The organism is Neorhizobium sp. S3-V5DH (assembly GCF_004343065.1).
Lineage (GTDB): Bacteria > Pseudomonadota > Alphaproteobacteria > Rhizobiales > Rhizobiaceae > Neorhizobium > Neorhizobium huautlense.
In genome coordinates this window covers 240,793-267,657 of sequence record NZ_SMCL01000001.1, presented here as the reverse complement: position 1 = coordinate 267,657, position 26,865 = coordinate 240,793, and the positions used below count along the sequence as shown (strand labels likewise).

The following is a 26,865-nucleotide window of genomic DNA, read 5'->3' as shown; positions in this document are numbered from 1 at the left end:
AGGGGAGTTCATGGAAAGCCGGCCGACCGAGCATCACGGAAGCGTTCCGGGCATCGCCACGACGGCGACCCGCGGCGTGCCGGCTTCCAGTACGGAATTTCTGCTGCGCCTCGACAATATCAGCAAGGAGTTTCCCGGCGTACGGGCGCTATCCAACGTACATTTCGACCTCCGCCGCGGCGAGGTGCATGCGGTCTGCGGCGAAAATGGTGCGGGCAAATCGACCCTGATGAAGATCATCAGCGGCGTCTACCAGCCAAGCGGCGGCACGATCATCTACAAGGGCGAGGAACGGCAGTTTTCGTCGACGCGCGAGTCCGAGGCGGCAGGCATCGCCATCATCCATCAGGAACTCAACCTCGTTCCGCATCTTTCGGTCGCCGAGAACATCTATCTTGCCCGTGAGCCAAGGCGAGGCTTTTTGGTCGACCGCAAAAAGCTGCGCGCCGATGCAAAGCGCTGTCTCGATCGGCTTGGCGTCGACATCAACCCGGATGCTCCGGTACGCGGCCTGTCGGTCGCCCAGTGCCAGATGGTGGAGATTGCCAAGGCGCTTTCGCTCGACGCCGAAGTGCTGATCATGGACGAACCGACCTCCTCGCTGACCGAGCAGGAGACGCGGCTTCTCTTCAAGGTGATCCGCGACCTGAAGGCATCCGGCGTCGGCATCGTCTATATTTCGCACCGGCTGGACGAGATGGCGGAGATCGTCGATCGCGTCACCGTGCTCCGCGACGGCCGCTATATAGCCACCGACGACTTCGGCGCCACCAGTATCGACGCGATCGTTTCGAAAATGGTCGGTCGGTCGCTGGAAGAGAAATTTCCCGACCGGACCTCCGTCCCGAGCGACGAGATCATCCTGAGCGCCGAAGGCCTGTCGCGCGCCGGCGTCTTCCGCAACGTCTCCTTTACCTTGCGCCGCGGCGAAATCCTCGGCTTTGCCGGCCTGATGGGCGCCGGCCGCACGGAAGTAGCGCGCGCCATTTTCGGCGCCGATCCGCTCGATGCCGGCAAGGTCACGTTGCACGGTCAGGCTCTTTCGATCACATCGCCACGCGATGCGATCGCTGCCGGCATCGCCTACCTCTCGGAAGACCGGAAAGCTCAGGGTCTCGCGATCAAGATGCCGGTCGACGTCAATATGACGCTTGCCAACATGGAGGCGGTGTCGAACCGCTTCGGGCTGATCGATTTCGGCAAGCATGCCACGGCCGCGAAGGAATACATCGATCTGCTGAACATCCGCACGCCGTCGATCAAGCAGCCGGTCCGGCTGCTCTCGGGCGGCAACCAGCAGAAGATCATCATCGGCAAATGGCTATTCCGCAAGTCGAAGGTGCTGTTCTTCGATGAGCCGACCCGCGGCATCGATGTCGGCGCGAAGCTGGCGATCTACCGCATCATGGACGAGCTTGCGGCCGAGGGCATCGGCGTCGTGCTGATCAGCTCCGAGCTGCCGGAAATATTGGGCATGACCGACCGCGTCGCCGTCTTCCACCAGGGCCGGATCACCGGCGTCCTGGAAACGAAGAAGACCGACCAGGAAGAGATCATGCGATACGCCTCCGGCTATGGCCGGCGGGATGGGGAAAGACATGGCTGAGATCACCGAAGTTTCCAAGCAGAAGAGCGTCTCGCTCAGCGACCGGCAGAAGGACATCATCCAGAAATTTGCGGCACTTGGCAGCCTTTTCGTGCTGATCGCCGTCTTCTCGTTCACGAGCAGTGCCTTCTTCACCATCGACAATGGGATGACGGTGGCGCTGCAGGTCACTTCGATCGCACTTCTCGGCATCGGCGCCACTTGCGTGATCATTACCGGCGGCATCGACTTGTCGGTCGGCTCGGTTCTGGCGCTTTCCGGTGTCGTGGCGGCGCTTGCCGTCAAGGACTACGGAACGCCGGTCTGGCTCGGCATGATGATCGGCATTCTGACCGGCGCGATCTGCGGCTGGATCAACGGCTTCGTGGTCACGCGCCTGCGACTGCCGCCCTTCATCGCGACGCTCGGCATGATGCTGATCGCTCGCGGCGTTGCACTGCAGATCACCGGCGCAAGGGCAGTTTCCGGTCTCGGCGAATCCTTCGGCGAGCTCGGCAATGGTTCTTTCCTCCGGGTCGTGAATATCGGCGAGGACGGGTTTCCGACCGTCGTTTTCCCGGGCATCCCCTATCCCGTCATCCTCATGGTGGTGATCGCGGTCGCCGTCTCCTTCATGCTGAACCGCTCGGTGCTCGGCCGGCATATCTATGCCGTCGGATCAAACCCCGATGCCGCCCGTCTTTCCGGCGTCAATGTCAGCCGCATCGTCAGCTTCACCTATGTGCTGTCCGGCACGCTTGCAGGCCTCACCGGCTGCGTGCTGATGTCGCGGCTCGTGACCGCCCAGCCGAACGAGGGGGTGATGTACGAGCTCGACGCCATCGCCAGCGCCGTGATCGGCGGCACCTCATTGATCGGTGGCGTCGGCACGATTTCCGGCACCGCCATCGGCGCCTTCGTTATCGGTATCCTTCGCAACGGACTGAATATGAACGGCGTCTCGGCCTTCACCCAACAGATCATCATCGGCCTCGTCATTCTGGTCACCGTCTGGATCGACCAGCTGCGCAACCGCCGCTGAGGAGGGGGCACGCGGTCCTTTAACCGCGACACTGCCAAGAGAGCGAGGAGCTCTCCTGAAACCGGCCGGTCAGGCCAATCTCAAGAGGAGGAATACAATGAAAAAGCTTGCTGCAGCACTGCTGACATCCGCAATCGCCCTTACGACGGCCTCGATGGCTCAGGCAGGCGAAATCGCGGTCATCGTGAAAACCGTCAATTCCACCTTCTGGCAGAACGTCCAGAAGGGCGCCGATGCAGCCATGAAGGCCGGCGGAGGCAGCAATACCATGACCTTCCAGGGTCCTGCGGCGGAATCGGCGATCGCCGACCAGGTCAATATGGTCGAGAATGCCGTCAACCGTAAGGTTTCCGGCATCGTGCTGGCGCCTTCCGATCCGGACGCGCTGGTTCCGGCCGTAAAGAAGGCATGGGAAGCCCGCATCCCCGTCGTGATCATCGACTCCATGCTCTCCAAGGGCTCGGAGCAATATTACCAGTCGTTCCTGGCGACCGACAACAAGAAGGCCGGCGAACTGGCCGCCAAGGCGCTGATCGACAAGGTCGGCAAGGAAGGCAAGATCGCCGTGATGTCCTATGTCGCGGGCGCCGGTTCGGAAATCGGCCGTGTCGGCGGCTTCACCGATTACATCAAGGCGAACTCCAAGCTCCAGATCGTCGGACCGTTCTACTCGCAGTCGCAGATGGCGACGGCACTCAACCAGACCACCGACGTTCTGGCTGCGAATTCCGATCTCAAGGGCATCTTCGGCGCCAACGAGCCGACGGCAATCGGCATGGGCCGCGCCCTGAAACAATCCGGCAAGGCCGGCAAGGTGGTCGCGATCGGCTTCGACGGAAACCAGGACCTGCAGGAATTCGTGAAAGACGGCACGCTTGCCGGGATCGCTGTCCAGGGCTCGTTCCAGATGGGCGAACTCGGCGTCCAGACCGTGCTCAAGGCCATGAACAAGGAAAAGGTCGAAAAGTTCGTCGATACCGGCGTTGTCGTCGTCACCAAGGACAACATCGAAAAGCCGGAAGCCAAGAACGTCCTTTACTGATCCTCCCCCGCCTGGGCACGCGTCGCAAATGGCGCGTGCCCCCTTTATTCAGCCGATTGCTCAAGGTCATACTGATGAACGTCGCCGACAAGAGAACCCTGCCCCGCCGCCCGGTCGAAATCACCCTCATGGGTCTTGGCTGCGCCCAGATGGGCAATCTCTATCGCAAAACGTCCTATGAGGAATCGGCAGGCGCCTTCAAGGCAGCCTGGGATGCCGGCATCCGCTACTACGACACTGCTCCCTTCTACGGTTTCACCCGCTCCGAACGCCGGCTAGGCACGATGCTGACCGACCTGCCGCGCAGCGACTACGTCCTCAGCACCAAGGTCGGGCGCGTCATGACGCCGGACGACACCGTCGGCCCGGAAGAAGATGGCTATATCGAGCCTCTGCCCTTCCGCCCAGTTTACGATTACACCTATGACGGCATCCTGCGCTCGTTCGAAGCAAGTCAACAGCGTCTCGGCATCCTGAAGCCGGACATCCTCTACGTCCACGATATCGGCAGCGTGACGCATGGGGACAAGCACCAGCACTATTGGCAGCAACTGACCGAAGGCGGCGGGTTTCGCGCCCTCGGCAAGCTGCGCGATGAAGGCCTGACCAAGGCCGTTGGCCTCGGCGTCAACGAATGGGAGATCATCCGCGACGCCATGCAGGTCTTCGACATCGACGTTGCCATGCTTGCCGGCCGCTACACGCTTCTGGAGCAGGAGAGTCTCGCCTTGATGGACGATTGCACCAAGCGGGGCGTGGGCATTGTCGTCGCCGGCCCCTTCAATTCCGGCCTGCTCGCCGGCAACAAGAAGTTCAACTATACCGAGGCGCCTGCCGATATTCTTGCCCGCGTCGACGAACTGCAGGCAGCCTGCAGCCAGGAAGGAGTTTCCCTTCAGGCGGCCGCGCTGCAGTTTCCCCTTGCCCATCCCGCGGTGATCACGGTCGTTTCCGGCGCGCGCACGGCAGGGCAGATCAAGTCGAATGTCGAGTGGTTTGCGGAAGAGGTTCCAATGTCCTTCTGGAGGCTCCTGAAAGAGCGCGGATTGGTTGCCGAAGGTGCACCTATCCCCCGTGAAGGCGCCTGAGTCATGCGGATCGACGCGCACCAGCATTTTTGGCGGATTGCCGACCGGGTGGGTCAATGGCCGCCGCCGGAACTCGCCGCGATCCATCGCGACTTCATGCCCGAAGACATGAAGCCTCTGCTTGATGAAGCGAAAATCCACGGCACCGTGCTGGTGCAGACGGTGGAACACGAGGCAGACACCGCCTTCATGCTTCGCCTTGCGGATAAGACGCCGTTCATCTTCGGGGTGGTCGGCTGGACTGACATGAATGCGGCGGACGCCGCGGCCAATATCGCCGATCTGGCTAAGCACCCGAAGCTCAAGGGTTTCCGCCCGATGCTGCAGGATATTGCCGACGACAGGTGGATCGACGATCCCAGACTGGATGCCGCGGTCGCGGCGATGGCCGAACGCCATTTGGTCTTCGACGCACTCGTCCTGCCGCGTCATCTGGAGCCTCTGCTTGCTTTCGCCCGCCGCCATCCGGATCTGCCGATCGTGATCGACCATGGGGCCAAGCCGCCGATCGCGGAAGGCCGCTTCATCAGTTGGTATGGCCGCATGAAGGCGCTTTCCGAAGTTCGGAATGTCCATTGCAAGCTTTCGGGACTGCTGACCGAAGCAGGCGACCAGAAGCCTCAGGCCGTTCGGCCCTACGCGGAAACGATTCTCGATCTCTTCGGTCCGCAACGGGTGATCTGGGGCAGCGATTGGCCGGTGCTGCGGTTGGCCGGAGAATATAGCAAGTGGCTGGCTCAATGCCTGGATGTCGTGCCCGCCGAACATCATGCGGCGGTTTTCGGAGGCAATGCCAACCGCGTCTATCGGCTTGGAGTGTAAGTAAATGCTGACGATAATCTGCGACGAACCCGGTCGACTCAGCGCCATCCACCGCCCAAAGCCGGTCCGCGGCGAAGGCGAAGTTCTAATAAAGCTGCAGCGCATCGGCGTCTGCGGCACGGACCTGCACATCTTCACCGGCAACCAGCCGTATCTCTCCTATCCGCGCGTGATGGGTCATGAGCTTGCGGCAACGGTGGAGGAGGCTCCGGCCGGAAGCGCCCTTTCGCCCGGCGATACGGTTTCGGTCATCCCCTATATTTCCTGCGGCCGCTGCAGCGCCTGCCTCAAGGGCAAGACGAATTGCTGCCGCAATATCGGCGTGCTCGGCGTCCATCGCGACGGCGGCATGACGGAATATCTGAGCTTGCCGGAAGAATTCGTCCTCAAGGCGGACGGTCTTTCGCTGGACCAGGCTGCGATGGCGGAGTTCCTGGCGATCGGCGCCCATGCGGTAACCCGGGCTCGTGTAGAGCCCCGCCAAAAAGTGCTCGTGGTCGGTGCCGGTCCGATCGGGTTGTCGGTGGCAATCTTCGCCAAGCTCGATGGCGGCGAAGTCACCATCATCGACGGCAGAACCGACCGGCTCGATTTCGCCAGCCAGCATCTCGGCATCTCCTCCACCGTCACCCTCGGAGCCGACGACGCGCAGCAGCTTGCGGCCGTGACAAACGGCGATTTCTTCGACGTCGTCTTTGATGCCACCGGTAATCCGAAGGCGATGGAACGCGGCTTTGGTTTCGTCGGCCACGGCGGTACCTATGTACTCGTCTCGATCGTCTCAAGCGATATCACCTTCTCCGACCCGGAATTTCACAAGCGCGAAACCTCGTTGCTCGGCAGCCGCAACGCAACGCGGGCGGATTTCGAGCGCGTGATGCAGGCCATGCGCGCAGGCGAAATTCCCGATGCCCTGATTACACACCGAATGACACTGTCTGAAGTGCCCGAGCGCTTTGCCGGACTGACCGACCCTTCGGCCGGCGTTGTCAAGGCGTTGGTGGAAGTCTGAAGGAGAAGCGCATGCAAAGAATGGGCATGGTTATCGGCGTTGAGCCGGGAATGGTCGCCGAGTACAAGCGGCTGCACGCCGCAGTCTGGCCGGAAATCCTCGATCTCATCAGCCGATGCAACATCCGTAACTACACGATCTTTCTGCGGGAGCCGGAAAACCTTTTGTTCGGCAGCTGGGAATATCACGGCACCGATTTCGAGGCCGACATGGCGAAAATGGCGGCTGACCCGAAAAATCAGGAATGGTGGTCCTTCACAATCCCTTGCCAGAGGCCGCTCGAAAGTCGCAAGGAAGGCGAATGGTGGGCGATGATGGAAGAGGTCTTCCATCATGACTGACGCCTTCCGCCAGAGAGTTGAGGACAAGACATGACGATCAGACTGGATGGAAAAACCGCCCTCGTAACCGCTGCGGGCCAGGGCATCGGTCGGGCAAGCGCAATCACGTTCGCCGAAGCGGGCGCTACCGTCTACGCCACCGACATCAACGAGCAGCTTCTTGCCGCCCTTTCCGCGCTTCCTAATCTGAAAACCGCGAAGCTCGATGTGCTCGACGATGCTGCCGTCAAAGCCTGCATCGAAAAGATCGGCACCGTCGACGTCCTTTTCAATTGCGCCGGTGTCGTGCATGGCGGAACCGTCGTCGACATGAAGGACAGCGATCTCGAATTCGCCTTCGACCTCAACGTGAAGGCGATGATCCGCACCATTCGCGCCGTGCTGCCGGGCATGCTGGCGAAACAGGAGGGTTCGATCATCAACATGTCGTCCGTCGCCTCCAGCATCAAGGGCGTGCCGAACCGCTTCGCCTATGGCGTGACCAAGGCTGCCGTGATCGGGCTCACGAAATCGGTTGCGGCAGATTATGTCACGCAGGGCATCCGCTGCAACGCGATCTGCCCGGGTACCGTCGAAAGCCCCTCGCTTCAGGACCGCATGAAAGCCCAGGGCGATTACGAAACAGCCCGCGCTACCTTCATCGCCCGCCAGCCGATGGGTCGGCTCGGCACGCCGGAAGAAATTGCCGAACTCGCCCTCTATCTTGCCGGCGCCACCTATACGTCAGGCCAAGCTTACGCGATCGACGGCGGCTGGACCATCTGACTTCACGAAGAGAGCCTCATGACCCGTATCACCGAACTCCGCGTCTTCGATCTCCGTTTTCCGACCTCGCAAAGCCTTGACGGCTCCGATGCGATGAATCCGGATCCGGACTATTCGGCGGCCTATGTCATTCTCGACACCGATAGCGAAAATCTGTCCGGCCATGGACTAACCTTCACCATCGGGCGCGGCAACGACATCTGCTGCATGGCGATCAAGGCCATGCGGCATCTGGTGGTCGGGCAGGAGCTGGAAGCGTTCCGCCAGAATCCGGGGAAATTCTGGCGGCACCTCACGAGCGACAGCCAGTTGCGCTGGATCGGCCCCGACAAGGGCGCGATGCATCTCGCAACCGGCGCAGTGGTCAACGCTTTCTGGGATCTTTATGCCAAGGATGCGGGCAAGCCGGTCTGGCAGCTTGTCGCGGAACTATCGGCCGAACAGATCGCCGATATTGTCGACTACCGCTACCTAACCGACGTGCTGTCGCGCGAGGACGCGCTGGCGATCCTCAAAAAGGCGGAAACGGGCAAGGCCGAACGGATCGCGACGCTGAAACGCGAGGGTTACGCCTGCTACACGACGTCCGCGGGCTGGCTCGGTTATCCCGAGGAAAAACTCCGTCGGCTCTGCAAGGAGGCGGTCGATGCCGGCTTCAATCACGTCAAGATGAAGGTCGGCCGCGATCTTGAGGATGACATCCGCCGCCTCACCATCGCCCGAGAGGTGATCGGCCCCGACCGCTACCTGATGATCGACGCCAACCAGGTCTGGGAGGTTGGCCAGGCTATCGACTGGGTGAAGAAGCTCGCCTTCGCAAGGCCCTTCTTCATCGAGGAGCCGACAAGCCCGGACGATATCGCCGGTCACCGCAAGGTCCGCGAGGCTATCGGCCCGGTCAAGGTCGCGACTGGCGAGATGTGCCAGAACCGCATCATGTTCAAGCAGTTCATCGCCGAAGGCGCGATCGACATCGTACAGATCGATTCATGCCGCATGGGCGGGCTCAACGAAGTTCTGGCCGTGCTGCTGGTCGCCGCGAAATACAATCTGCCGGTCTGGCCGCATGCCGGCGGCGTCGGGCTTTGCGAATATGTGCAGCACCTGTCGATGATCGATTATGTTGCCGTCTCCGGCACCAAGGAAGGCCGCGTGATCGAATATGTCGACCATTTGCATGAGCATTTCGTCGATCCTTGCGTCATCAAGAATGCCGCCTATATGCCGCCGCTAAGGCCGGGTTTCTCGATCGAAATGAAGCCTCAATCGATCGCCGAATATACCTTCAAGGGCTGAGAGAACGGGTAAGAAAACAGGCAACGCCGGCATCAGCCGGCGTTTAGCTTTTCGAGCTCTGCATTCACCCGCGCACGCCATGCGCCATTTTCCATGAGAGCCCGCGGGAAAAGCCCAGGCAGTTCGAAAAACGGAGCCGAGAGGTCGTTGCCGGCGGACCTGGCCGCGGCAGCGCACAACTCGTCGCGGCGCGGATCATCCAGATCCGGCGTACGCATCACATAGGCGATCCAGAGAGCGGTCGCAAAGGCGCAGGAGTCGGCGTCACCTTCGGCCGCAAGCGCCTCGGCTGCGCCCGCAAAAATCCGCTGCGGCAGTTTCTGGCTTCCGTCCATGGCGATCTGCCGGGTCTTGTGGGCAACCGTCGGGTTTTCGAAGCGCTGGATCAGTTCGTCCATATAGCCATCGAGGTCCATGCCGGGCACCGGATCGAGCGTCTTGCGCGCCTCATCCATATGCCGACGCGCGAGCGCCCGATATTCGGGCACGGCCATGACATCGCGCACATATTCCAGCCCCTTCAACTGGCCGAGATAGGCGATCAGCGAATGGGCGCCGTTCAGGAGCCTCAGCTTCATCTTTTCGTAGGGCTCAACGTCATCGACAAAAAGTGCCCCGCCGGTCTCCCATTTCGGCCGGCCGGAAATGAAATGGTCCTCGATAACCCATTGCAGGAAAGGTTCGGTATCAAGCGCCAGCTTGTCCTCGGCGCCAAGCAGCTTTTCGGCGCGCGCCCTTGTTTCTTCCGTTGCGGCCGGCACAATTCGGTCGACCATGCTGCACGGGAAGGCACCCCGGGCCGCGATCCAGTTGGCGAGCGCCGGATCGCGGGCGCCTGCCATTTCGATCACAAGACGGCGGACGATGCGGCCGTTGGTCGGCAGGTTGTCGCAGCAGAGCACCGTGAACGGCGGCAGCCCGGCGGCATGGCGACGGGAAAGGCCCTCGACGATATAACCGATGACGCCGACGGGTGAGGCGGGATCGGCGAGGTCAGCGGCGACCGACGGATGCTTGCGGTCAAGCCCGCCCGAGCCCGGATCGTAGCCATATGCCTTTTCCGTGACCGTCATGGTGACGATCTTTATCGCCGGATCGGCCATCAACGACAAGATTTCCTCCCGATCTTCGGTTCCGGACATCCCTCTGATCACCGAGGCCACGACGCGTGCATCGTCTCCCGCCGCGCTGCGGGCCACGACAGTGTAGAGGCCGTCCTGGGCTCTCAGGTCGTGAACAATATCGACGGAACGTAAGCTCACACCGACGATGCCCCAATCACCGAATTCCGCTTCCAACGCTGCATCCGTGTAGACCGCCTGATGCGCCCTGTGGAATGCGCCAAGCCCCAGATGAACGATGCCGGGCTTCAGCGCAGCCCGGTCATATCCGGGCTTTGCAACATCGGCAGGAAGGGATGTGGATGCGGTGAGACGAGCCATATTTGATCAATGATGCCCGGCACTTCACGAGGCATCCTCCCATTGGAACAGCATCGAGTGATAGCGTTTGCCGGCAATCATCGTCAACGGCATACTTCCGACATTTCGTCCTTTTCGTCTTGCCCACGAGGCGGCTTGAGAATGACGGCATGAAGCTTATCTCCATGATAGAAATTCTCGCCCGCAGGAGACCAGCATGACGGCGCCTCACCCTTCGAAGACGCATATCGGCAATCATAAGCTCCACCCAGAAACGCAGATGCTGAACTATGGTTACGACCCGGAACTTTCCGAAGGCGCCGTGAAGCCACCGGTCTTCCTCACCTCCACATTCGTGTTCAAATCGGCGGAAGAAGGCCGCGACTTCTTCGACTTCGTTTCCGGTCGCAAGGAGCCGCCACCCGGGACCGGTGCGGGCCTCGTCTATTCCCGCTTCAACCATCCGAACAGCGAGATCGTCGAGGACCGGATGGCGGTCTACGAGCAGACGGACAGCTGCGCGCTCTTTTCCTCCGGCATGTCGGCGATCGCCACCACACTGATGGCCTTCGTGAGGCCTGGGGACAGCATCCTCCACTCCCAACCGCTCTATGGCGGCACCGAGACGCTGCTGGCGAAAACCTTCCTCAATCTCGGCGTCGCGGCGGTGGGTTTTGCGGACGGCGTGAACGAAAAATCCGTCACCGCCGCTGCGGAAGAGGCGATGTCGAAAGGCCGCGTTTCGGTGATCCTGATCGAGACGCCGGCAAACCCGACCAATAGCCTCGTGGATGTCGCGATGATCCGTCGCGTCGCTGAGACGATCCGGGAAACCCAGGGGCATATGCCGGTCATCGCCTGCGACAACACCCTGCTCGGCCCGGTCTTCCAGCGGCCGATCGAGCATGGCGCCGATATCTCCCTTTATTCCCTTACCAAATATGTGGGCGGCCATTCAGACCTGATCGCCGGGGCCGCGCTCGGCTCCAAGGCGGTCATCAAGCAGGTGAAGGCCTTGCGCGGGGCAATCGGCACCCAGCTCGATCCGCATTCCTGCTGGATGCTCGGCCGCAGCCTCGAGACGCTGTCGATCCGCATGGAAAAGGCGAATGCGAATGCGGCGGCGGTCGCCGAGTTCCTGCGCAGCCACCCCCGGGTTGAAAAACTCCACTACCTGCCGTTCGACGACCCGCAGTCTCCGACCGGACAGGTCTTTGCCCGCCAATGCACCGGTGGCGGATCGACCTTTTCCTTCGACATCGAGGGCGGACAGCCAGCTTCCTTCCGGTTTTTGAACGCGCTGTCGATCTTCAAGCTGGCGGTCAGCCTCGGCGGCACGGAATCGCTTGCCAGCCATCCGGCGACGATGACGCATTCCGGCGTGCCGGCGAATGTGCGCCAGCGGATCGGCGTCCTCGACTCGACCATCCGGTTGTCGATCGGCATCGAACACCCGGACGACCTGATCGCCGATTTGACGATGGCGCTCGATAAGGCGTGACGTCCGCTTCCAAAATCCCCGGAATCTGCTAGCAAAGACGGCGGGTAAAGGGGACAGCTGCCGACCGGATGGCGATGGGAGCCTGCTGGGTTCCGAAGCGTGGCGGCAGCCGGCACGGGGGTTACGGCATGGGTTTTGCGACAATTCTGGCGATCGGCCTCGCCATCGCTTTGGCGGGGTGTTCTCAAGTTGCGGAAAAGGCGGAGAGTGCCGCCAACCGCTCGTTCACCAGCTATGCGCTGGGCAAGCCTTATCAGGAGGTCGCCAATCTCGGCCAATCGCCGATGGCGCGGCTTTCCGGCTCCGGCGCGACCTTCGGGCCGATGATCGGTGAGACGCAACTTACCAATGGCACGACGATCTACCGGCACATGGCGCCCGGCGCCAGGACCGAGAGCGGCACGAATTTCGCCGGCCTTGTCGGCAGTTCGAGCGTCTCGCAGAACAACCGGCTTTCCTATTTCCTGGTGGGGCCGGACGGGATCGTGAGGGACTGGGCGAGCGGTTCGGTGCAGGGAACCGCCAGCGACTGCGTGCAATATATCGGCGGCATCATCAACCGCTGCAGCGACATGCGGCAGCTTCAGGCCTCGCTTGCGCTCTACGACATGCGCGTTGCGACCAAGGCGGGCCAGCCGATCTCGACCTGGGGCCAGCCCGCGGCACCTGCGATGAATTGAGAGCGGCGGGAGCATCATTTCTCTCTCCCGCCATCCCGCCTGAATAACACCGGCGTCTTCATGATGATCTCCCGGTGCGGGAACGGTATGTCGATGCCGGAGGCCTTGAAGGCATCCCAGAGCGCCAGCAGCACTTCTCCGCGGATATTGGTAAGCCCGTTGGCGGGGTCGGAAATCCAGAAGCGCAGGCGAAAATCCAGCGACGAGGCGCCGAAGGCGGTCAGCCAGCAGACGGGCGGTTTGTAATTGTTGGCGACGCGCGGGACGGCGGAGGCCGTTTCGATGGCGATCCGCACCACCTCGTGGGGGTCGCTGTCATAGGACGTGCCGAAATCGACATCGATGCGGACATAATCGCTGGAGAAGGACCAGTTGACCACCTGCTGCGAGATGAAGTCCTCGTTGGGAATGAGATATTCCTTGCCGTCGCGGGTGATGACCGAGACGAAGCGGGAGCGCAAATCCCGGATCGATCCGAAGGTATCGCCGAGCGTGATGGTGTCGCCCGGCTTGATCGACTTGTCGAGGAGGATGATGATCCCGGAAATAAAGTTCGATACCACCTTCTGAAGCCCGAAACCCACCCCCACCCCGACGGCCCCGGAGAAGACGGTGAGCGCGGTCAGATCGATACCGGTGGCCGATAGCGCGACGGCGCCGGCGACCACGATGAGGCTGATCTTGATCAGCTTGGTGATCAGCACCTTGAAGGACGGCGACAGGTCGCTGGAGCGCTGCACCCAATGGCCGAGCACGTTTCCGAAGAGCACGGCGAGCCAGACGAGGGCGACGGCCAGCACGATCGCCTTGACGATGACGAGCAGCGAAAGCCGCATGGCCCCAAGCGTGATCGCCGCGCCGTCCATGGCCGAGATCAGCGGGCCGTCGAGGCCGATCGCATAAACCGCGACATAGGTCCAGCTGACGATCGCCACCAGCCGCGACAGGGTCGGGTTGCGGATGATCTTGGTGAGGACGGCGACCGCAAACCAGGCGGCTACCAGCGTGAGGACCGTACCGAGAAGCCAGCGCTGCGACGGCCAGGTTCTCGGCGCGAGCGCCGCATGGGCAATCCACAGCCACAGAACGAGGTAAAGCCATCTGAGGCGCCGCATGAAGGCGATAATGACCCTGAGGAGATCCGGATTTCCCTTGATGCGGCGGGCGCGAGCTTCGAAGACGGGTTCGGTGCGCGACGCGAGGAAGGATGAGAGAGCGAAGCCGACCGCGATGATCCCAAGCTGATAAAGCGTCCATTCGCTCAGAACGAAGGTCCTGAGCCAGGCTTCCAGCTCCTCGATCATCGGCATGAGATCCACGGCGGCGCGGCCCTTGTTTGGCTTGTTCCTTCAACCCGTGGAAATGCCATTTGGTTCAATAGGGAGGGCGAAGCAAGCCGCCAAAGCCGGTCTGCCGCGGGCAGCGGCTTAGGCGGTCATGGGTATCGGTTCTCCGTTTCCTTGCGGCCGTCATATTTCGGTTCGTCGTCTTCCGCCTCTCCGTCCAGCTGCCTCATGCCCGCCAGCACCTCCTGCTGGCGTGCCCCGCGAGGGCCGACACAGGGTGGGAAGCTGGTGTGATAACCCGGCTCGGTGCGATATTGAGCCCCGTGGGAAAGCCCTTGCAAGCCTTGGCGCGGCGGCAGGCTGAGAGGTCGCAGGTCTTCCAGAAGCCGAGATACGTCGCCGCACGTGTGAATATTCACCTCCATAGGCAAGCGTTCTTCGGTCAACCTCCTAGCGACCCTGTTGAATTCGATGAAGATTGGCAGGACTAGCCCAAGTGAGCTTTGACGAGTGCGGGAAGGCAGCTCACGCCGCCTCCCTCACCTTCCCATACGGGTCGAACCGCCCGTAAAACGTCTCACCCTTCGCGGCCATATCCCTCAACAGTTCCGTCGGCTTGAAGTGCGGGCCGTAGCTCGCGGCCAGTTTTTCGCAGAGCGCGACGAAATTCTTCACGCCCATGCCATCGATGTAGGAGAGCGTGCCGCCGGTATAGGGGGCGAAGCCGAAGCCCAGGATGGAGCCTACGTCGGCTTCGCGCGGGTCGGTGACGATGCCTTCTTCCACCGTGCGGGCGGCTTCGAGCGCGATCGTCACCAGCAGGCGCTGCTTCAGGACGTTGACGTCCACCTCCTCGGCCTTTTTCTGCGGGTAGAGCGTCTTCAGTTCCGGCCAGAGATATTTCTTGGCGGGCTTCGCCGGATATTCGTAGAAACCCTTGCCGTTCTTGCGGCCGCGACGGTCGAGCACGTCCACCATCTGGTCGATGAGGGCCATATGCTCCGGCTTGACGGCGTTGGGGCCGAGATCGGCGATCGAGGCTTTCATGATCTTCTGGGAAAGATCGACGGCGACCTCGTCGTTCAGCGACAGCGGGCCGACCGGCATGCCGGCCATTTTCGCGGCGTTTTCGATCATGACAGGCGGAACGCCTTCGATCAGCATGTCATAGGCTTCGTTGATGTAGCGGAAGACGCAGCGGTTGACATAAAAGCCGCGGGTGTCGTTGACGACGATCGGGGTCTTCTTGATGGCCGCGACGTAATCGAGCGCTGCGGCGAGCGCCTTGTCGCCCGACTTTTCGCCGAGGATGACCTCGGTCAGCATCATCTTCTCGACCGGCGAGAAGAAATGCACGCCGATGAACTGGTCGGGGCGCCTGGAATTTTCCGCAAGGCCAGTGATCGGCAGGGTCGAGGTGTTGGAGGTGAAAATGGTGGTTTCCGGAATGACCGCTTCCACCTGCTCGATCACCGCCTTCTTGACGGCGCGGTCCTCGAACACCGCTTCGACCACGAGCGAGGCATCGGAAAGGGCGGCATAATCGGGCGTCGGGGTGATGAGCGAAAGCAGCTTTTCGCCCTCTTCCTTGGTCATGCGGCCCTTACCGACCTGTTCGGCCACCAGCTTTTCGGAATGGGCCTTGCCCTTGTCGGCGGCTTCTTGGGTCTGGTCGATGAGGGTGACCGGAATGCCGGCTGCCGCCGTCACATAGGCGATCGAGGCGCCCATGAAACCGGCGCCGACGACGCCCACCTTCTTGAACTCCGTCTTCGGCGGGCCGGCCGGGCGGCGGGCGCCCTTGCCGAGTTCCTGCATGGAGACGAAGAGCGAGCGGATCATCGAAAACGCTTCCGTCGTGCGCAGGATCTCGGTGAAATAGCGCTGCTCGACCTTGAGGCCCGTGTCGAAGGGAAGCTGCAGGCCTTCATAGACGCATTTCAGGATCGCGAGCGCGCCGGGATAGTTGCCGGCGGATTCGCGCCGCAGGATCGCAGGCGCGGCTGGCCAGAGCTGGGCTGCGGCCGGCGTCCAGATGCCGCCGCCGGGAACCTTGAAGCCCTTTTCATCCCAGGGGGCGACGGGCTTCAGGCCGTCCTTGATCATCTGCTTGGCGGCATTGATGAGCTCGGCGGGCTCGACGACCTGGTGCACGAGGTTCATGGCCTTGGCGCGCTGGGCCGTCAGCGACGAACCTGTCGTCATCATCTGCAGGGCGTCCTGGGCATTCGCCAGCCGCGGCACGCGCTGGGTGCCGCCGGCGCCCGGGAAGATGCCGACCTTGACTTCCGGCAACGCGATCTTCACCGACTTGGAGTTGGCGGCGACGCGGCCATGGCAGGCGAGCGACAGTTCGAACGCGCCGCCCATGCAGGTGCCGTTGATGGCGGCAACCCAGGGCTTGCCGTTGGTCTCGACCTTGCGCCACAGCCAGGACATGCGGCCGGCGGCATCGAAGAGTTTTTGGGCGGCCGTCGCCGGGTCCTTCGCCTGCTCTTCGGCGAGCATCGAGAACATCGACTTGATCATGGTGAGATCGGCGCCGCCGGAGAAGGACGATTTTCCGGACGTGAAGACGACACCCTTGACGGCGCTATCCGCCACGGTCGCATCGACGATCTGGTCGATCTCGTCCATCACCTCCATGGTGAAGACGTTCATCGACTTTTCCGGCATGTCCCAGGTGACGAGTGCAATGCCGTCCGCGTCGGTTTCTACGGTGAAGTTCTTGTAGGTGCTCATGATGGGATTTCCTCTTCCCTGAAAATCTTTTGGCGTGCCGTACCGCCCCCTCACCCGGCCTCCGCTTCGCTCGGCCACCCTCTCCCCGCGGGGGAGGAGGATCGGAGGCGTTGCGGCAATTCCTCTTCTCCCCTCGGGGAGAAGGTGCCGGCAGGCGGATGAGGGGGCTAACCCCTCAAACCCTTTCGATGATCGTCGCCGTGCCCATGCCGGCGCCGATGCAGAGGGTTACCAGCGCTGTGTTGAGGTCGCGGCGTTCCAGCTCGTCCAGCACCGTGCCTAAGATCATTGCGCCGGTCGCTCCGAGCGGGTGGCCCATGGCGATCGCGCCGCCGTTGACGTTGATCTTGTCATGCGGAATCTCGAAGGCCTGCATGTAGCGGAGAACCACGGCGGCGAAGGCTTCGTTGAGCTCGAAGAGGTCGATGTCGGAGATCTTCATGCCGGAGCGCTTCAGAAGCTTCTCGGTGACGTCGACCGGGCCGGTCAGCATCAGCGCCGGATCGGAACCGATATTGGCGAAGTGGCGGATGCGGGCGCGGGGTTTCAGGTTCATGCTTTCGCCGCCGGCCCTGGAGCCGATCAGGACAGCCGCTGCGCCATCGACGATGCCGGACGAATTGCCGGCGTGGTGGACGTAGTTGATCTTCTCGATCTCCGGATGGGCCTGGATGCCGACGGCTTCGAAGCCGCCCATCTCGCCCGGCATCTGGAAGGACGGGTTGAGCGAGGCGAGCGACTGCATGTCGGTGGTCGGGCGCATGTGCTCGTCGCGGTCGAGGATGGTCAGACCGTTCTGGTCCTTGACCGGAATGACCGAGTTCTTGAAGTAGCCGGCATCCCAGGCAGCGCCGGCGCGCTTCTGGCTTTCGACGGCATAGGCGTCGACGTCGTCGCGGCTGAAGCCGTATTTGGTGGCGATCAGATCGGCCGAAACGCCCTGCGGCATGAAGTAGGCGGGGAAGTTGACCGACGGATCCATGTACCAGGAGCCGCCGGACATGCCCATGCCGACCCGCGACATCGACTCGACGCCGCCGGCGATGACGATGTCGTCCGAACCGGCCGCGACCTTGCCGGCCGCGAAATTGACCGCATCGAGGCCCGAGGCGCAGAAGCGGGAGATCTGCATGCCGGGCGCCCTGGTCGAATAGCCGGCCTCGAAGGCTGCGGCCTTGGGGATGACGGCGCCTGCATCCATGATCGGATCGACGCAGCCCATGATGATGTCGTCGACGGTCGTCGTGTCGAGGCCGTTCCTGTCTCGGATTGCTTCGAGCGCCTTGGCGGCGAGGCGGACGGACGGCACTTCGTGCAGCGCCCCGTCCTTCTTGCCGCGGCCGCGCGGGGTGCGGACGTGGTCATAAATGAAGACTTCGGTCATGGTGTCATCTCCCTGGGTGGCGCATGTGGCGCCGTAGAATTCTGTGGGACCGGCAGCCCGGCCCTTCGCTCAAGCTCAGGGCGTTCGGCGCTCGAAACGATTCACTGGATCGTTTCGTCGGCTGCGCCGACCGCTTCTCACCCCTCATCCGGCCCTTTGGGCCACCTTCTCCCCGTTGGGGAGAAGAAGGACCCTAATCAAAACGCCTCGGCTGCCAGTTCCATCAGGCTGTCGGCACCGGCCTCGATGCGGGTCTTGCGCATTGCCGTTTCAGGCATGATCTTTTCCATGAAGAACTTCGCAGTCACCAGCTTGTTCTTCAGGTAGTCTGCGCGGGCGTCGCCGGCAGCAAGCTTTTCCTGCGCGGTCTTCGCCATCCTTGCCCACATATAGCCAAGCGTCACAAGGCCGAAGAGGTGCATGTAATCGGTCGAGCCGGCGCCGGCATTGTCGGGCTTGGCCATAGCATTCTGCATGAACCACATGGTTGCGGCCTGCAGGTCGTTCAAGCCCTTCTTGAGCGCCTTCGTGAACGGTGCCATCTGCTCGTCGGCGCGATTTTCCTCGCAGAAATCGCCGATCTCCTTGAACATCGCCATGACGGCGCGGCCGCCATTCAGCGCCAGCTTGCGGCCGACCAGATCGAGTGCCTGGATACCGTTTGCGCCCTCGTAGATCATGGTGATGCGGGCATCGCGGACATACTGGCTCATGCCGTGTTCTTCGATATAGCCGTGGCCACCGAAGACCTGCTGGGCCATGACGGCATGGTCGAAGCCCTTGTCGGTCATGACGCCCTTGAGGATGGGAGTCGCGAGGCCGAGGAGATCGTCGGCGTTCTGGCGCTCGGCCGCGTCTTCCGAGCGGTGCGCGATATCCGACTTCAGCGCCGTCCACAGCAGGAAGGCGCGGCCCGCTTCGTTGAATGCCCGGATCGTCATCAGCGAACGGCGGATATCGGGATGGACAATGATCGGGTCAGCTTTCTTGTCCGCCGCCTTGGGACCGGAAAGCGAGCGGCCCTGAATGCGTTCGCGGGCATACATGACGGCGTTCTGGTAAGCGGTTTCGGCGATCGCCAAACCCTGCAGGCCCACGCCCAAACGCGCCTCGTTCATCATCACGAACATCGCAGCAAGGCCTTTGTTCTCGGCGCCGATCAGGTAGCCGGTCGCCTCGTCATAGTTCATGACGCAGGTCGAATTGCCGTGGATGCCCATCTTGTGTTCGATCGCGCCGCAGGTGACGCCGTTGCGCTTGCCGAGCGAACCGTCTTCCTTGACCATGAACTTCGGCACGATGAACAGCGAGATGCCCTTGGTGCCTTCCGGCGCGCCCTCGATGCGGGCGAGAACCAGGTGCACGATGTTGTCAGTCATGCCGTGTTCACCGGCGGAGATGAAGATCTTCTGGCCGGAAATCTTGTAGGAGCCATCGGCCTGCGGAACCGCCTTGGTGCGCAGAAGGCCGAGATCGGTGCCGCAATGAGGCTCGGTAAGGTTCATGGTGCCGGACCAGGTGCCTTCGACCATCTTCGGCAGGTAGGTCTGCTTCTGCTCTTCCGAACCGTGAACGAGGATTGCTGCAATCGCGCCCTGGGTGAGGCCTGGATACATCATCAGCGACATATTGGCGGAGGACATATATTCGCCGACGGCAGCATGCAGCGTATAGGGAAGCCCCTGGCCGCCGAATTCCTCTGGAACGGCAAGGCCAATCCAGCCGGCCTGGCAATACTGGTCATAGGCTTCCTTGAAACCTTTCGGCACGGATACCGTACCATTGTCGTGGCGGGTACAGCCTTCCTGATCACCGGAAAGGTTCAGCGGAAAGAGAACATCTTCCGCCACTTTGGCGGCTTCGCCGATAATGGCTTCCAGCATATCAGGCGTGGCATCGGCAAAACCTGGAAGGTTGCCATAGCGCTCCAGCCCCAGCACATCGTTCAAGATGAAAAGCGTATCGTTTACCGGCGCCTTGTACACTGGCATGGTCGAGCTTCCTCCATATCCTCGTCCCGGGCCTTCGGCTCATGGCGGGCCCGCATTCCGTCACTATGAATAATTGACGTTTGCGTAAACGTCAAATGTGAACAGCGGGATTTTTTCGTCGCGGCTCATCCTCTCTTCTCCTCCTCCGACATCCGGTTAATACCTCGAGCGGTCGCCAAGCTGGATGCGAGAGGCGGGAAGATAGGGCCAGCAAGCGAAACCGCATCACAACAAAAGAGGCCATGGACGCCGAAAAGGTTAAAATTTTCGGCCGGATTAACGGCTTGTTTACCACGTTTCGGGAAATAGTGGACCTTGGCGCGACGCAGAGCATTGATCCGCAAGGGATGCCACGTTCGCCGGATGGCAAGTCTTGCGTAGGCGATCTCGAACATGCGGCTGAATTTGATGGAGGGAGAGCCCTCCGACCGGCCCTGGCGAGAGCCTGCAGGAGCAACGTCGAAACGAGCGAGCAAATGAACGGATCACGATCGACCTCTCACCGTCATGGCGACCGCTCCTCCCTGGATGCGTTGAACCGCACCATTGAAGGGCTGGAGGCTCGTATCGAAGGACTGATGTCGGGAAAGGGCCGCGAGGGGCCTCAGCCGAAGGCCGGCGATTATCGGGGCCCACGGCAGGAAGTCCGGGCGTCCGAGCCGCGCAAGGCCGCTTCGAACCGTATGCCAGCCAGCGATCCGCTCGCCGAAATCCGCGAGCGCCAGCGCATCCTCGACGCCGGACGTGGCGCAAGGCCGGAGCGTACGTCCATGCCCGAGCGGCGGCGCGAGGAGCCCCGTTATGCCGAGCCCCCCCGCAACGAGATCAGGCCGCCGGAAGCCCATAGACCATCCGATCGTCCGGTGCTCCGCACGGAACCGGCCCGTCACCACGAGCCGCGCGCTCTGCACGAAGATACCCGACGCGCCTCACCCCAGCCACGTCCACAAGCGCCGCAGCCTCAACAGGCCGACGGCCTTCGCGACATTGCCCAGGCATTGATCAGTCTTCGCCAGGACTTAAAACAGGACATCTCCGAGGGCGTCGCCCGGGAAATGAACGCGCTTCGCGGCGAGATCCGCTCGATACGGTCGATCGCCGAGGACCAGCGGTTTGCAGACGACCTGCGCAGCGACCTTGCCCGGCTTGCCGAGAGCATCGACCATCTGGGGTATCAGGCAACGCCGGAAGCCGCCGACCTGCGCGCCGAGTTCGAGGAGCTGCGCTCCGTCATGGAAGGGCTTGCCCGCGAAGATTCGGTCCGCCGGATGGAAAGCCACTGGCAGGGTCTTGAAGAGCGGATGCATGACCTCGATTCAGCGGCTCTTCGCGAGGAGCTGATCGCGCTTGCTTATCGCATCGACGACATCAAGGGCCAGCTCGGCGAGATGAGCGACAGCCCCGCCATCCGGGCACTCGAACAGAAGCTGATCGCAGTGGCGAGCGCCATGGAGCAGCTCGGTTCGCGCATGCAGCCCAATGACGCGATCATTGCCGAACAGTTCGCGAGCCTCGACCAGCGGCTCGACGAAATCAGCCGCGCCATCGCTGTCGGCGGCCGGGCTTCCGCAGCGGCTTCCATTGACCAGTCGTTCCTGCAGCGGCTCGAGGGCCGGATAAATGTGCTCTCCGACCAGATCGAGACGATGACCCACGCGACCAGCCGCCGGGCCGATCCGACCGAGGCGCTGTCCGCCCGCATCGAGGCGCTGACGGTCCGCATCGAGGAGCTTTCCGACGAACAGGCCGGCACGCGCCTGGAGGAGCGGCTTGAGCAGCTTTCGCTGCTCATGGAACAGGCGCACAGGCCCGTCCAGCAATCCGATCTCTCCGATCATCTCGCCGATATTTCCCGCAAGATCGACGGACTGGAACAGGGCACGGTCAACGACGTGCTTGCCGAACGGCTCGAATACCTCGCCCGCCGAATCGACGAAATGGACTTCCAGCCGCGCAATCAGCCGGCGCTGGACCAGACGGCCTTCGGACGGATTGAGGACAGGCTGAGCGACATAGCCGCACGCCTCGACGACGCGACGACCGCACCGCGCGGCGACGAAAGCGCATTGCGCAATCTGGAAGACCAGATCGCTCATCTTTCCGCCCTCATCAGCCAACCGCAGGCGGCCGCCGGCGCGCTGCCTGCCGACTTCGACGACCGCATGAGCGCGATCGAAGGCTACATGGCGACCAATGACGAATATATCATCGAGGCTGCCCGCCAGGCGGCCGAGGCGGTGATCGAGTCCTATTCCCGCAATACCGCGGCCGGCAGCCCCGTCGCGGCGTCCGATATGGCGGCGCTTTCCGCGCTTGCCGACGACCTGCGGCACCTCGAGGACCTGACACGTAACTCCGAGGAAAGAACGCACCAAACCTTCGAAGCCCTGCACGGCACGCTGGTACAGATTGCCGACCGGCTGGACGGCATAGACGAGCGGCTTGCGGCGGCAGCCCACGCGGAACCCCAGCACCAATATGCCGAGCCGGCACGGCAGGAAGTTCGGGCCGCGCCGGTCATGCCGGCAGCGGCGCCGCTTGCCGTCGCATCGTTGGAGATTGCGGACAAGGAGATCGAGGAGGCAAGAGCACAGGCCTCAGCGTTCGGCACCCGAGAAACGATCATCGGCGACACTCAGGAAGCTGAAGTGATGCTGCATTCGGACCACGCCGAGCCGAAAGCCGCGACGCCGGAGAAAACCGCAAAGCCAAGCCTGTTGGCCGGACTTTCGCGCCGCTTCCTCCCCGGCCACAAGGAACCGGCTCCTAAAAACGTGCGTGCCGTCATCGACCCGACGCCGTCGATCGACCCGTCGAACGTTTTGCCGCCCGACCACGAGAACGATCTGCTGGAGCCGGGTTCCGGCGCACCCGACGTCAAGAAGATCCTGGAACGGGTCCGCGCCAGTCAGGCTGCCGGCGACTTCGACGGAGACCGGGCGAGCGGTGCCGCCAAAGCGGATTACATCGCAGCCGCTCGTCGCGCGGCCAAGGCAGCCGCGCAGGAAGCCGATCCGGCAAAGCCGGTCTCGCCAGCCAAAGACATGCGTAAAGCCGCTCAACCTTCCGCCGGCGGCATCGGAAGCCTGCTTTCCCGGCATCGCCGCCCGATCCTGATGGCCGTGGGCGCCGTGCTTCTGGCCCTGATGGCGATGCCGCTTGCCAAGACGCTTACCAGCGGCGCGAAAGCACCCGAAACACCTGCCGCCAGGATCGAAGCACCAGCCCAGCCTGCGGCGCCTGCCAATGTGACCGGCAGCAGCGGCACCTCGGAGATCGAGACCCAGCCCGCAACCGACGGCGCCGAGGCGGACGCCGCGCTGCCGGAAGCCGCCGAACCTCCACGACAGATCGACGCCGGCAGCCACCTTACCGATCCGCAACCGGCAGCAGGCGAGATTTCCGCCGTGCAGCCGGCAGGCAGCCCGGTCCAAGCAAGCGAAGGCTTCACACCGCCCGAGAAGGCGGAAGCGGCGCAGATCGCTGTCCCGGCAGACATCGCGCCGAAGTCGCTCGCAGATGCGGCAGCGGGCGGCGATCCCAACGCGCTCTTCGAAATCGGCGCCCGCTTCACCGAAGGACGCGGCGTCAAGGCCGACCTCTCGGAAGCTGCCAACTGGTACAAGCTTGCGGCCGACCGCGGCCTTGCCCCGGCGCAATACCGGGTTGCCAACCTTTTCGAGAAAGGCACTGGCGTCACCCGCGACGTCAACAAGGCGCTGCACTACTACAAGCAGGCCGCCGAGGCGGGCAATGCGAGCGCCATGCACAATCTCGCCGTCCTCTTTGCATCCGGAGCCGCGGGCCAGCCGGACTATGCCGCCGCCGTCGAGTGGTTCGGCAAGGCCGCCGATCTCGGCGTCTCCGACAGCCAGTTCAACCTCGCGATCCTCTATGCGCGCGGTAATGGCGCGAAGCAGGATCTCGAGGAATCCTACAAGTGGTTCGCCGTCGCTGCAAAGGACGGTGACAAGGATGCGGCGCAGAAACGCGACGAGGTGGCGAACGCCATGCGCAAGGAGCAGCTCGAAAGCGCCCGCGCCAAGGCTGATGCATGGAAGGTAAAGCCGCTCGATCCCAAGGCGAACTCGGTCAACCTGCCCGACGAATGGGCCTCGGGCAAACCGCTCACCACCGCTTCGGTCGACATGGAAAAGGCGATCCGCAACATCCAGGCGATCCTCGGCAAAAACGGCTTCGACGCTGGTACTCCGGATGGCAAGATGGGCGCCAAGACGGTTTCGGCGATCAAGGCCTTCCAGACCTCCGTCGGCCAGGAGCCGACCGGCAAGATCAACGACGCGCTGGTCAAGGAGCTTCTGGCGCGCAACAAGTAACTCGACTTACCCGACCGGACTTGAGGAGAAGCGGCATATTCATCACGCCGCCGCAAAAACGGCAAACCTGCCGCCTTATCTGAGACTTGCGGTTTGACTCGGCCGGTGGCCGGGAGCATGACGGATGAAGCCCTTCATGCCCCGTTCACGCGGCATGTGAGATTGATTTCCCATTACCGCAGCGGGTGGATAGCCACATCGCGATCTGTCCGCGGGGGTGTCGCGTTTTTTTACCTTGTCGGGGTTCGGCCGTGACTGTTTACCTGCCGATTGCAGAGCTGTCGGTGAACATCTTCATCATTCTCGGCATGGGTGCAGCCGTCGGCTTCCTCTCCGGCATGTTCGGCGTCGGCGGCGGTTTCCTGATCACACCGCTTCTGATCTTCTACAACATTCCGCCTGTAGTGGCGGTGGCGACCGGCGCGAACCAGGTTGTGGCCTCGTCGATTTCCGGCGCGATCACCCATTTCCGGCGCGGCACGCTGGACATGAAGCTCGGCTGCGTCTTGCTGGTCGGCGGTCTGGCCGGCGCAACGGCCGGCGTCTGGGTCTTCTCGTGGCTCCGCCGGGTCGGCCAGCTCGACCTCTTCATTTCACTCCTCTACGTCGTGCTGCTCAGCACGATCGGGGCGCTGATGCTGCAGGAAAGCCTGCGGGCCTTGCGCCGCGCCAGGAACAACGAGCAGCTGCCGCTCAAACGTCCCGGCCAGCACAACTGGGTCCACCGGCTGCCGCTCAAGATGCGGTTCAAGAAATCGAAGATCTATCTGAGCGCCATTCCGGTCGTCGCACTCGGTTTCGGTATCGGGGTGCTGACCTCGATCATGGGTGTCGGCGGCGGTTTCATCATGGTGCCGGCAATGATCTATCTGCTGCGCATCCCCACCAGCGTGGTCGTCGGAACCTCGCTTTTCCAGATCATCTTCGTCACGGCCTATACGACCATGGTGCAGGCCGCCACCAACTACTCGGTGGACATCGTGCTGGCGACGATCCTGATGATCGCCGGGGTCATCGGCGCCCAATACGGCGTCCGCGTCGGGCAAAAGCTGCGCGGCGAGCAGCTGCGCGCGCTGCTCGCGCTGCTCGTGCTCGCCGTCGGCATCCGCCTTGCGATCGGCCTCATCGTGACGCCGGAGGAGATCTATTCGGTCGCGGTCGGGGGGCTCTCCTACTGATGCGCCGGCTGCTTCAAACGCTCCTTCTCGTGCCTCTCCTCGCGTTCGCTCCACCGGCTGCGGCGCAGGTGCCGATGGGCGAGGCGTCGACGGTGAAGGAAGGGCTCGAGATCGGGGCGTCGACAAGCGAAATCGCCATCGCCTCGGATTTTCGCGGGGCCGATCTGACGATCTTCGGCGCTCTCACCAATGCCGACGAGCTGTTCCTGGCCATCGGCCAGTATGACGTCGTCGTGACGCTAGAAGGCCCGAGGGACTATGCGACGGTACGCCGGAAGGAACGCATCTTCGGCATCTGGATGAACGCCCAATCGATGACCTTCGAACAGGTGCCGGAAAGCTATTCGCTGGCCAGCACCCGCCAGATCGAAAGCATCGACGAAGCGCCGAGCCTCAACAGTATCGGCGTCGGCATCGCGCACCTGCCGCTCAATCCCGTCGGCTATATCGCAGATTCCGGGTCGATCAGGGAATTCCGCGACGCCTATCGGCGCCTGAAGCTCGCGAACGGCCTCTATCAGCGGGATACAAGCGGCGTGCGGTTCGTCTCGTCCAGCCTGTTCCGTGCGTCGGTCAAGCTGCCTGCAAACATCCCGGACGGAATGCATATGGTGCGCGCCTACCTGTTCAAGAGCGGGCAGCTGATTGCCCAGCGCGAGCTGCCGCTCCGGGTGGTGAAGACCGGCATCGAGCAGGCGATCACCGACGCGGCCCACGAGCGGCCGCTCGCCTATGGTTTCCTCTGCGTCCTGATCGCCGTCGTTACCGGCTGGGGCGCAAGCCTGATGTTCCGCAAGGATTGATCACTCGGCGGATGCAGCCGCCATGTTGCGGGCGACGACCTCAAGATAGGCCGCCCGCAGCCGGTCGAACACGGAGGGTTTGGAGGGATCGCGGGGCGCGTGCAGGTGCAGCACGCGCAGCTCCTCCATGAAGTCCTCCCAAAGCGGCCGGCCACCCTCCTCCAGAAGCTGGGCCCGGATCGAAAGCTCTTCCGACACCGGCATGAAATGCCGACCCCAGGTGCCCATTTCCGCAAAGATCGGCACGAGCCGAATGGACATTTCCGTCAGACTGTAGATTCCTTTCTGCTTGTGGCTCGGATCGTCCTCGCGGGAGAGCAGTCCCCGCTCCACCAGCCGCTTCAGGCGGTCAGCGAGGATATTGGAGGCGATTCCCTCCTCCGAATTCTGCAGCAGCTCGCGGAAGTGCCGGCGATTGCCGAACATGATGTCGCGAATGACGATCAGGCTCCAGCGGTCGCCCAGGACTTCCAGAGTGAGGTTGATCGGGCAACCCGAGCGATAGGTGTCTTGCATTTTCTTCTCCAAAACTACTTGCATTATAAAATC

21 protein-coding genes are annotated in these 26,865 nt (G+C 62.5%); 14 read left to right on the top strand and 7 right to left on the bottom strand.

All coding sequences use genetic code 11. The features are described from left to right. The first annotated feature begins 10 nt into the window (after nt 1–10). The 9 genes from EDE09_RS01340 to EDE09_RS01300 all read left to right on the top strand — a co-directional run bounded on the left by EDE09_RS01340 (nt 11) and on the right by EDE09_RS01300 (nt 8,993). Nucleotides 11–1,606, top strand: coding sequence for a sugar ABC transporter ATP-binding protein (locus EDE09_RS01340; protein WP_105370581.1), 1,596 nt, complete (start codon nt 11–13; stop codon nt 1,604–1,606). Further along, nucleotides 1,599–2,627 (top strand): ABC transporter permease, encoded by a 1,029-nt coding sequence (locus EDE09_RS01335; RefSeq protein WP_105370728.1) that lies wholly within the window; start codon nt 1,599–1,601, stop codon nt 2,625–2,627. The genes EDE09_RS01340 and EDE09_RS01335 overlap by 8 nt, the downstream gene beginning before the upstream one ends. A gap of 97 nt (nt 2,628–2,724) precedes the next feature. Then, nucleotides 2,725–3,669 (top strand): ABC transporter substrate-binding protein, encoded by a 945-nt coding sequence (locus EDE09_RS01330; protein ID WP_105370580.1) that lies wholly within the window; start codon nt 2,725–2,727, stop codon nt 3,667–3,669. 74 nt (nt 3,670–3,743) lie between these two features. Further along, the gene (locus EDE09_RS01325; RefSeq protein ID WP_105370727.1) at nt 3,744–4,757 is read left to right on the top strand and encodes an aldo/keto reductase; all 1,014 of its coding nucleotides are present in this window, start codon (nt 3,744–3,746) and stop codon (nt 4,755–4,757) included. A 3-nt stretch (nt 4,758–4,760) separates the two neighbouring features. Further along, entirely contained in the window at nt 4,761–5,579 is an 819-nt protein-coding gene (locus tag EDE09_RS01320; protein ID WP_105370579.1) for an amidohydrolase family protein, read from the top strand. Nucleotides 5,580–5,583: 4 nt separating this feature from the next. Next, nucleotides 5,584–6,591 (top strand): zinc-binding alcohol dehydrogenase family protein, encoded by a 1,008-nt coding sequence (locus EDE09_RS01315; protein ID WP_105370578.1) that lies wholly within the window; start codon nt 5,584–5,586, stop codon nt 6,589–6,591. 11 nt (nt 6,592–6,602) lie between these two features. Further along, a complete protein-coding gene (locus EDE09_RS01310; protein WP_132408477.1) occupies nt 6,603–6,932 on the top strand; it encodes an L-rhamnose mutarotase in 330 nt (109 codons plus the stop codon). A gap of 30 nt (nt 6,933–6,962) precedes the next feature. Next, nucleotides 6,963–7,697: an SDR family oxidoreductase gene (locus tag EDE09_RS01305; protein WP_132408475.1), complete on the top strand. Its 735-nt coding sequence runs from the start codon at nt 6,963–6,965 to the stop codon at nt 7,695–7,697. Between the two features lie 18 nt (nt 7,698–7,715). Beyond that, on the top strand, nt 7,716–8,993 hold the full coding sequence (locus tag EDE09_RS01300; protein WP_132408473.1) for an L-fuconate dehydratase: 1,278 nt from the start codon (nt 7,716–7,718) through the stop codon (nt 8,991–8,993). Between the two features lie 32 nt (nt 8,994–9,025). Here EDE09_RS01300 and EDE09_RS01295 read toward each other — a convergent pair whose 3' ends face one another. Then, nucleotides 9,026–10,435, bottom strand: coding sequence for a mannitol dehydrogenase family protein (locus tag EDE09_RS01295; protein WP_112797316.1), 1,410 nt, complete (start codon nt 10,433–10,435; stop codon nt 9,026–9,028). Between the two features lie 196 nt (nt 10,436–10,631). On the opposite strand from EDE09_RS01295, the gene EDE09_RS01290 reads away from it, so the two are divergent. Both EDE09_RS01290 and EDE09_RS01285 read left to right on the top strand, forming a co-directional pair. After that, complete coding sequence (locus EDE09_RS01290) at nt 10,632–11,915, top strand: cystathionine gamma-synthase family protein (RefSeq protein WP_132408471.1); 1,284 nt, start codon at nt 10,632–10,634, stop codon at nt 11,913–11,915. A 128-nt stretch (nt 11,916–12,043) separates the two neighbouring features. Continuing rightward, on the top strand, nt 12,044–12,595 hold the full coding sequence (locus EDE09_RS01285) for a hypothetical protein (RefSeq protein WP_132408469.1): 552 nt from the start codon (nt 12,044–12,046) through the stop codon (nt 12,593–12,595). Nucleotides 12,596–12,609: 14 nt separating this feature from the next. Here the strand turns inward: EDE09_RS01285 and EDE09_RS01280 are convergent, their stop codons facing one another. From EDE09_RS01280 to EDE09_RS01260, 5 genes are all read right to left on the bottom strand, one after another. Further along, nucleotides 12,610–13,914 (bottom strand): mechanosensitive ion channel domain-containing protein, encoded by a 1,305-nt coding sequence (locus EDE09_RS01280; protein WP_112797322.1) that lies wholly within the window; start codon nt 13,912–13,914, stop codon nt 12,610–12,612. A gap of 116 nt (nt 13,915–14,030) precedes the next feature. After that, entirely contained in the window at nt 14,031–14,327 is a 297-nt protein-coding gene (locus EDE09_RS01275) for a hypothetical protein (protein WP_132408467.1), read from the bottom strand. A 79-nt stretch (nt 14,328–14,406) separates the two neighbouring features. Continuing rightward, nucleotides 14,407–16,623, bottom strand: coding sequence for a 3-hydroxyacyl-CoA dehydrogenase NAD-binding domain-containing protein (locus EDE09_RS01270; RefSeq protein WP_132408465.1), 2,217 nt, complete (start codon nt 16,621–16,623; stop codon nt 14,407–14,409). A 175-nt stretch (nt 16,624–16,798) separates the two neighbouring features. Beyond that, a complete protein-coding gene (locus EDE09_RS01265) occupies nt 16,799–18,007 on the bottom strand; it encodes an acetyl-CoA C-acetyltransferase (RefSeq protein ID WP_112797329.1) in 1,209 nt (402 codons plus the stop codon). Nucleotides 18,008–18,204: 197 nt separating this feature from the next. After that, a complete protein-coding gene (locus EDE09_RS01260; protein ID WP_132408463.1) occupies nt 18,205–19,998 on the bottom strand; it encodes an acyl-CoA dehydrogenase C-terminal domain-containing protein in 1,794 nt (597 codons plus the stop codon). A gap of 476 nt (nt 19,999–20,474) precedes the next feature. Here EDE09_RS01260 and EDE09_RS01255 point away from each other — a divergent pair, with 476 nt between their 5' ends. From EDE09_RS01255 to EDE09_RS01245, 3 genes are all read left to right on the top strand, one after another. Further along, the gene (locus tag EDE09_RS01255) at nt 20,475–24,335 is read left to right on the top strand and encodes an SEL1-like repeat protein (RefSeq protein WP_132408461.1); all 3,861 of its coding nucleotides are present in this window, start codon (nt 20,475–20,477) and stop codon (nt 24,333–24,335) included. Between the two features lie 251 nt (nt 24,336–24,586). Beyond that, the gene (locus EDE09_RS01250) at nt 24,587–25,513 is read left to right on the top strand and encodes a sulfite exporter TauE/SafE family protein (RefSeq protein WP_105370564.1); all 927 of its coding nucleotides are present in this window, start codon (nt 24,587–24,589) and stop codon (nt 25,511–25,513) included. Further along, nucleotides 25,513–26,316, top strand: coding sequence for a TIGR02186 family protein (locus EDE09_RS01245; protein ID WP_105370563.1), 804 nt, complete (start codon nt 25,513–25,515; stop codon nt 26,314–26,316). The genes EDE09_RS01250 and EDE09_RS01245 overlap by 1 nt, the downstream gene beginning before the upstream one ends. Here the strand turns inward: EDE09_RS01245 and EDE09_RS01240 are convergent, their stop codons facing one another. After that, complete coding sequence (locus EDE09_RS01240; RefSeq protein ID WP_132408459.1) at nt 26,317–26,832, bottom strand: helix-turn-helix domain-containing protein; 516 nt, start codon at nt 26,830–26,832, stop codon at nt 26,317–26,319. Nucleotides 26,833–26,865: the final 33 nt, after the last annotated feature.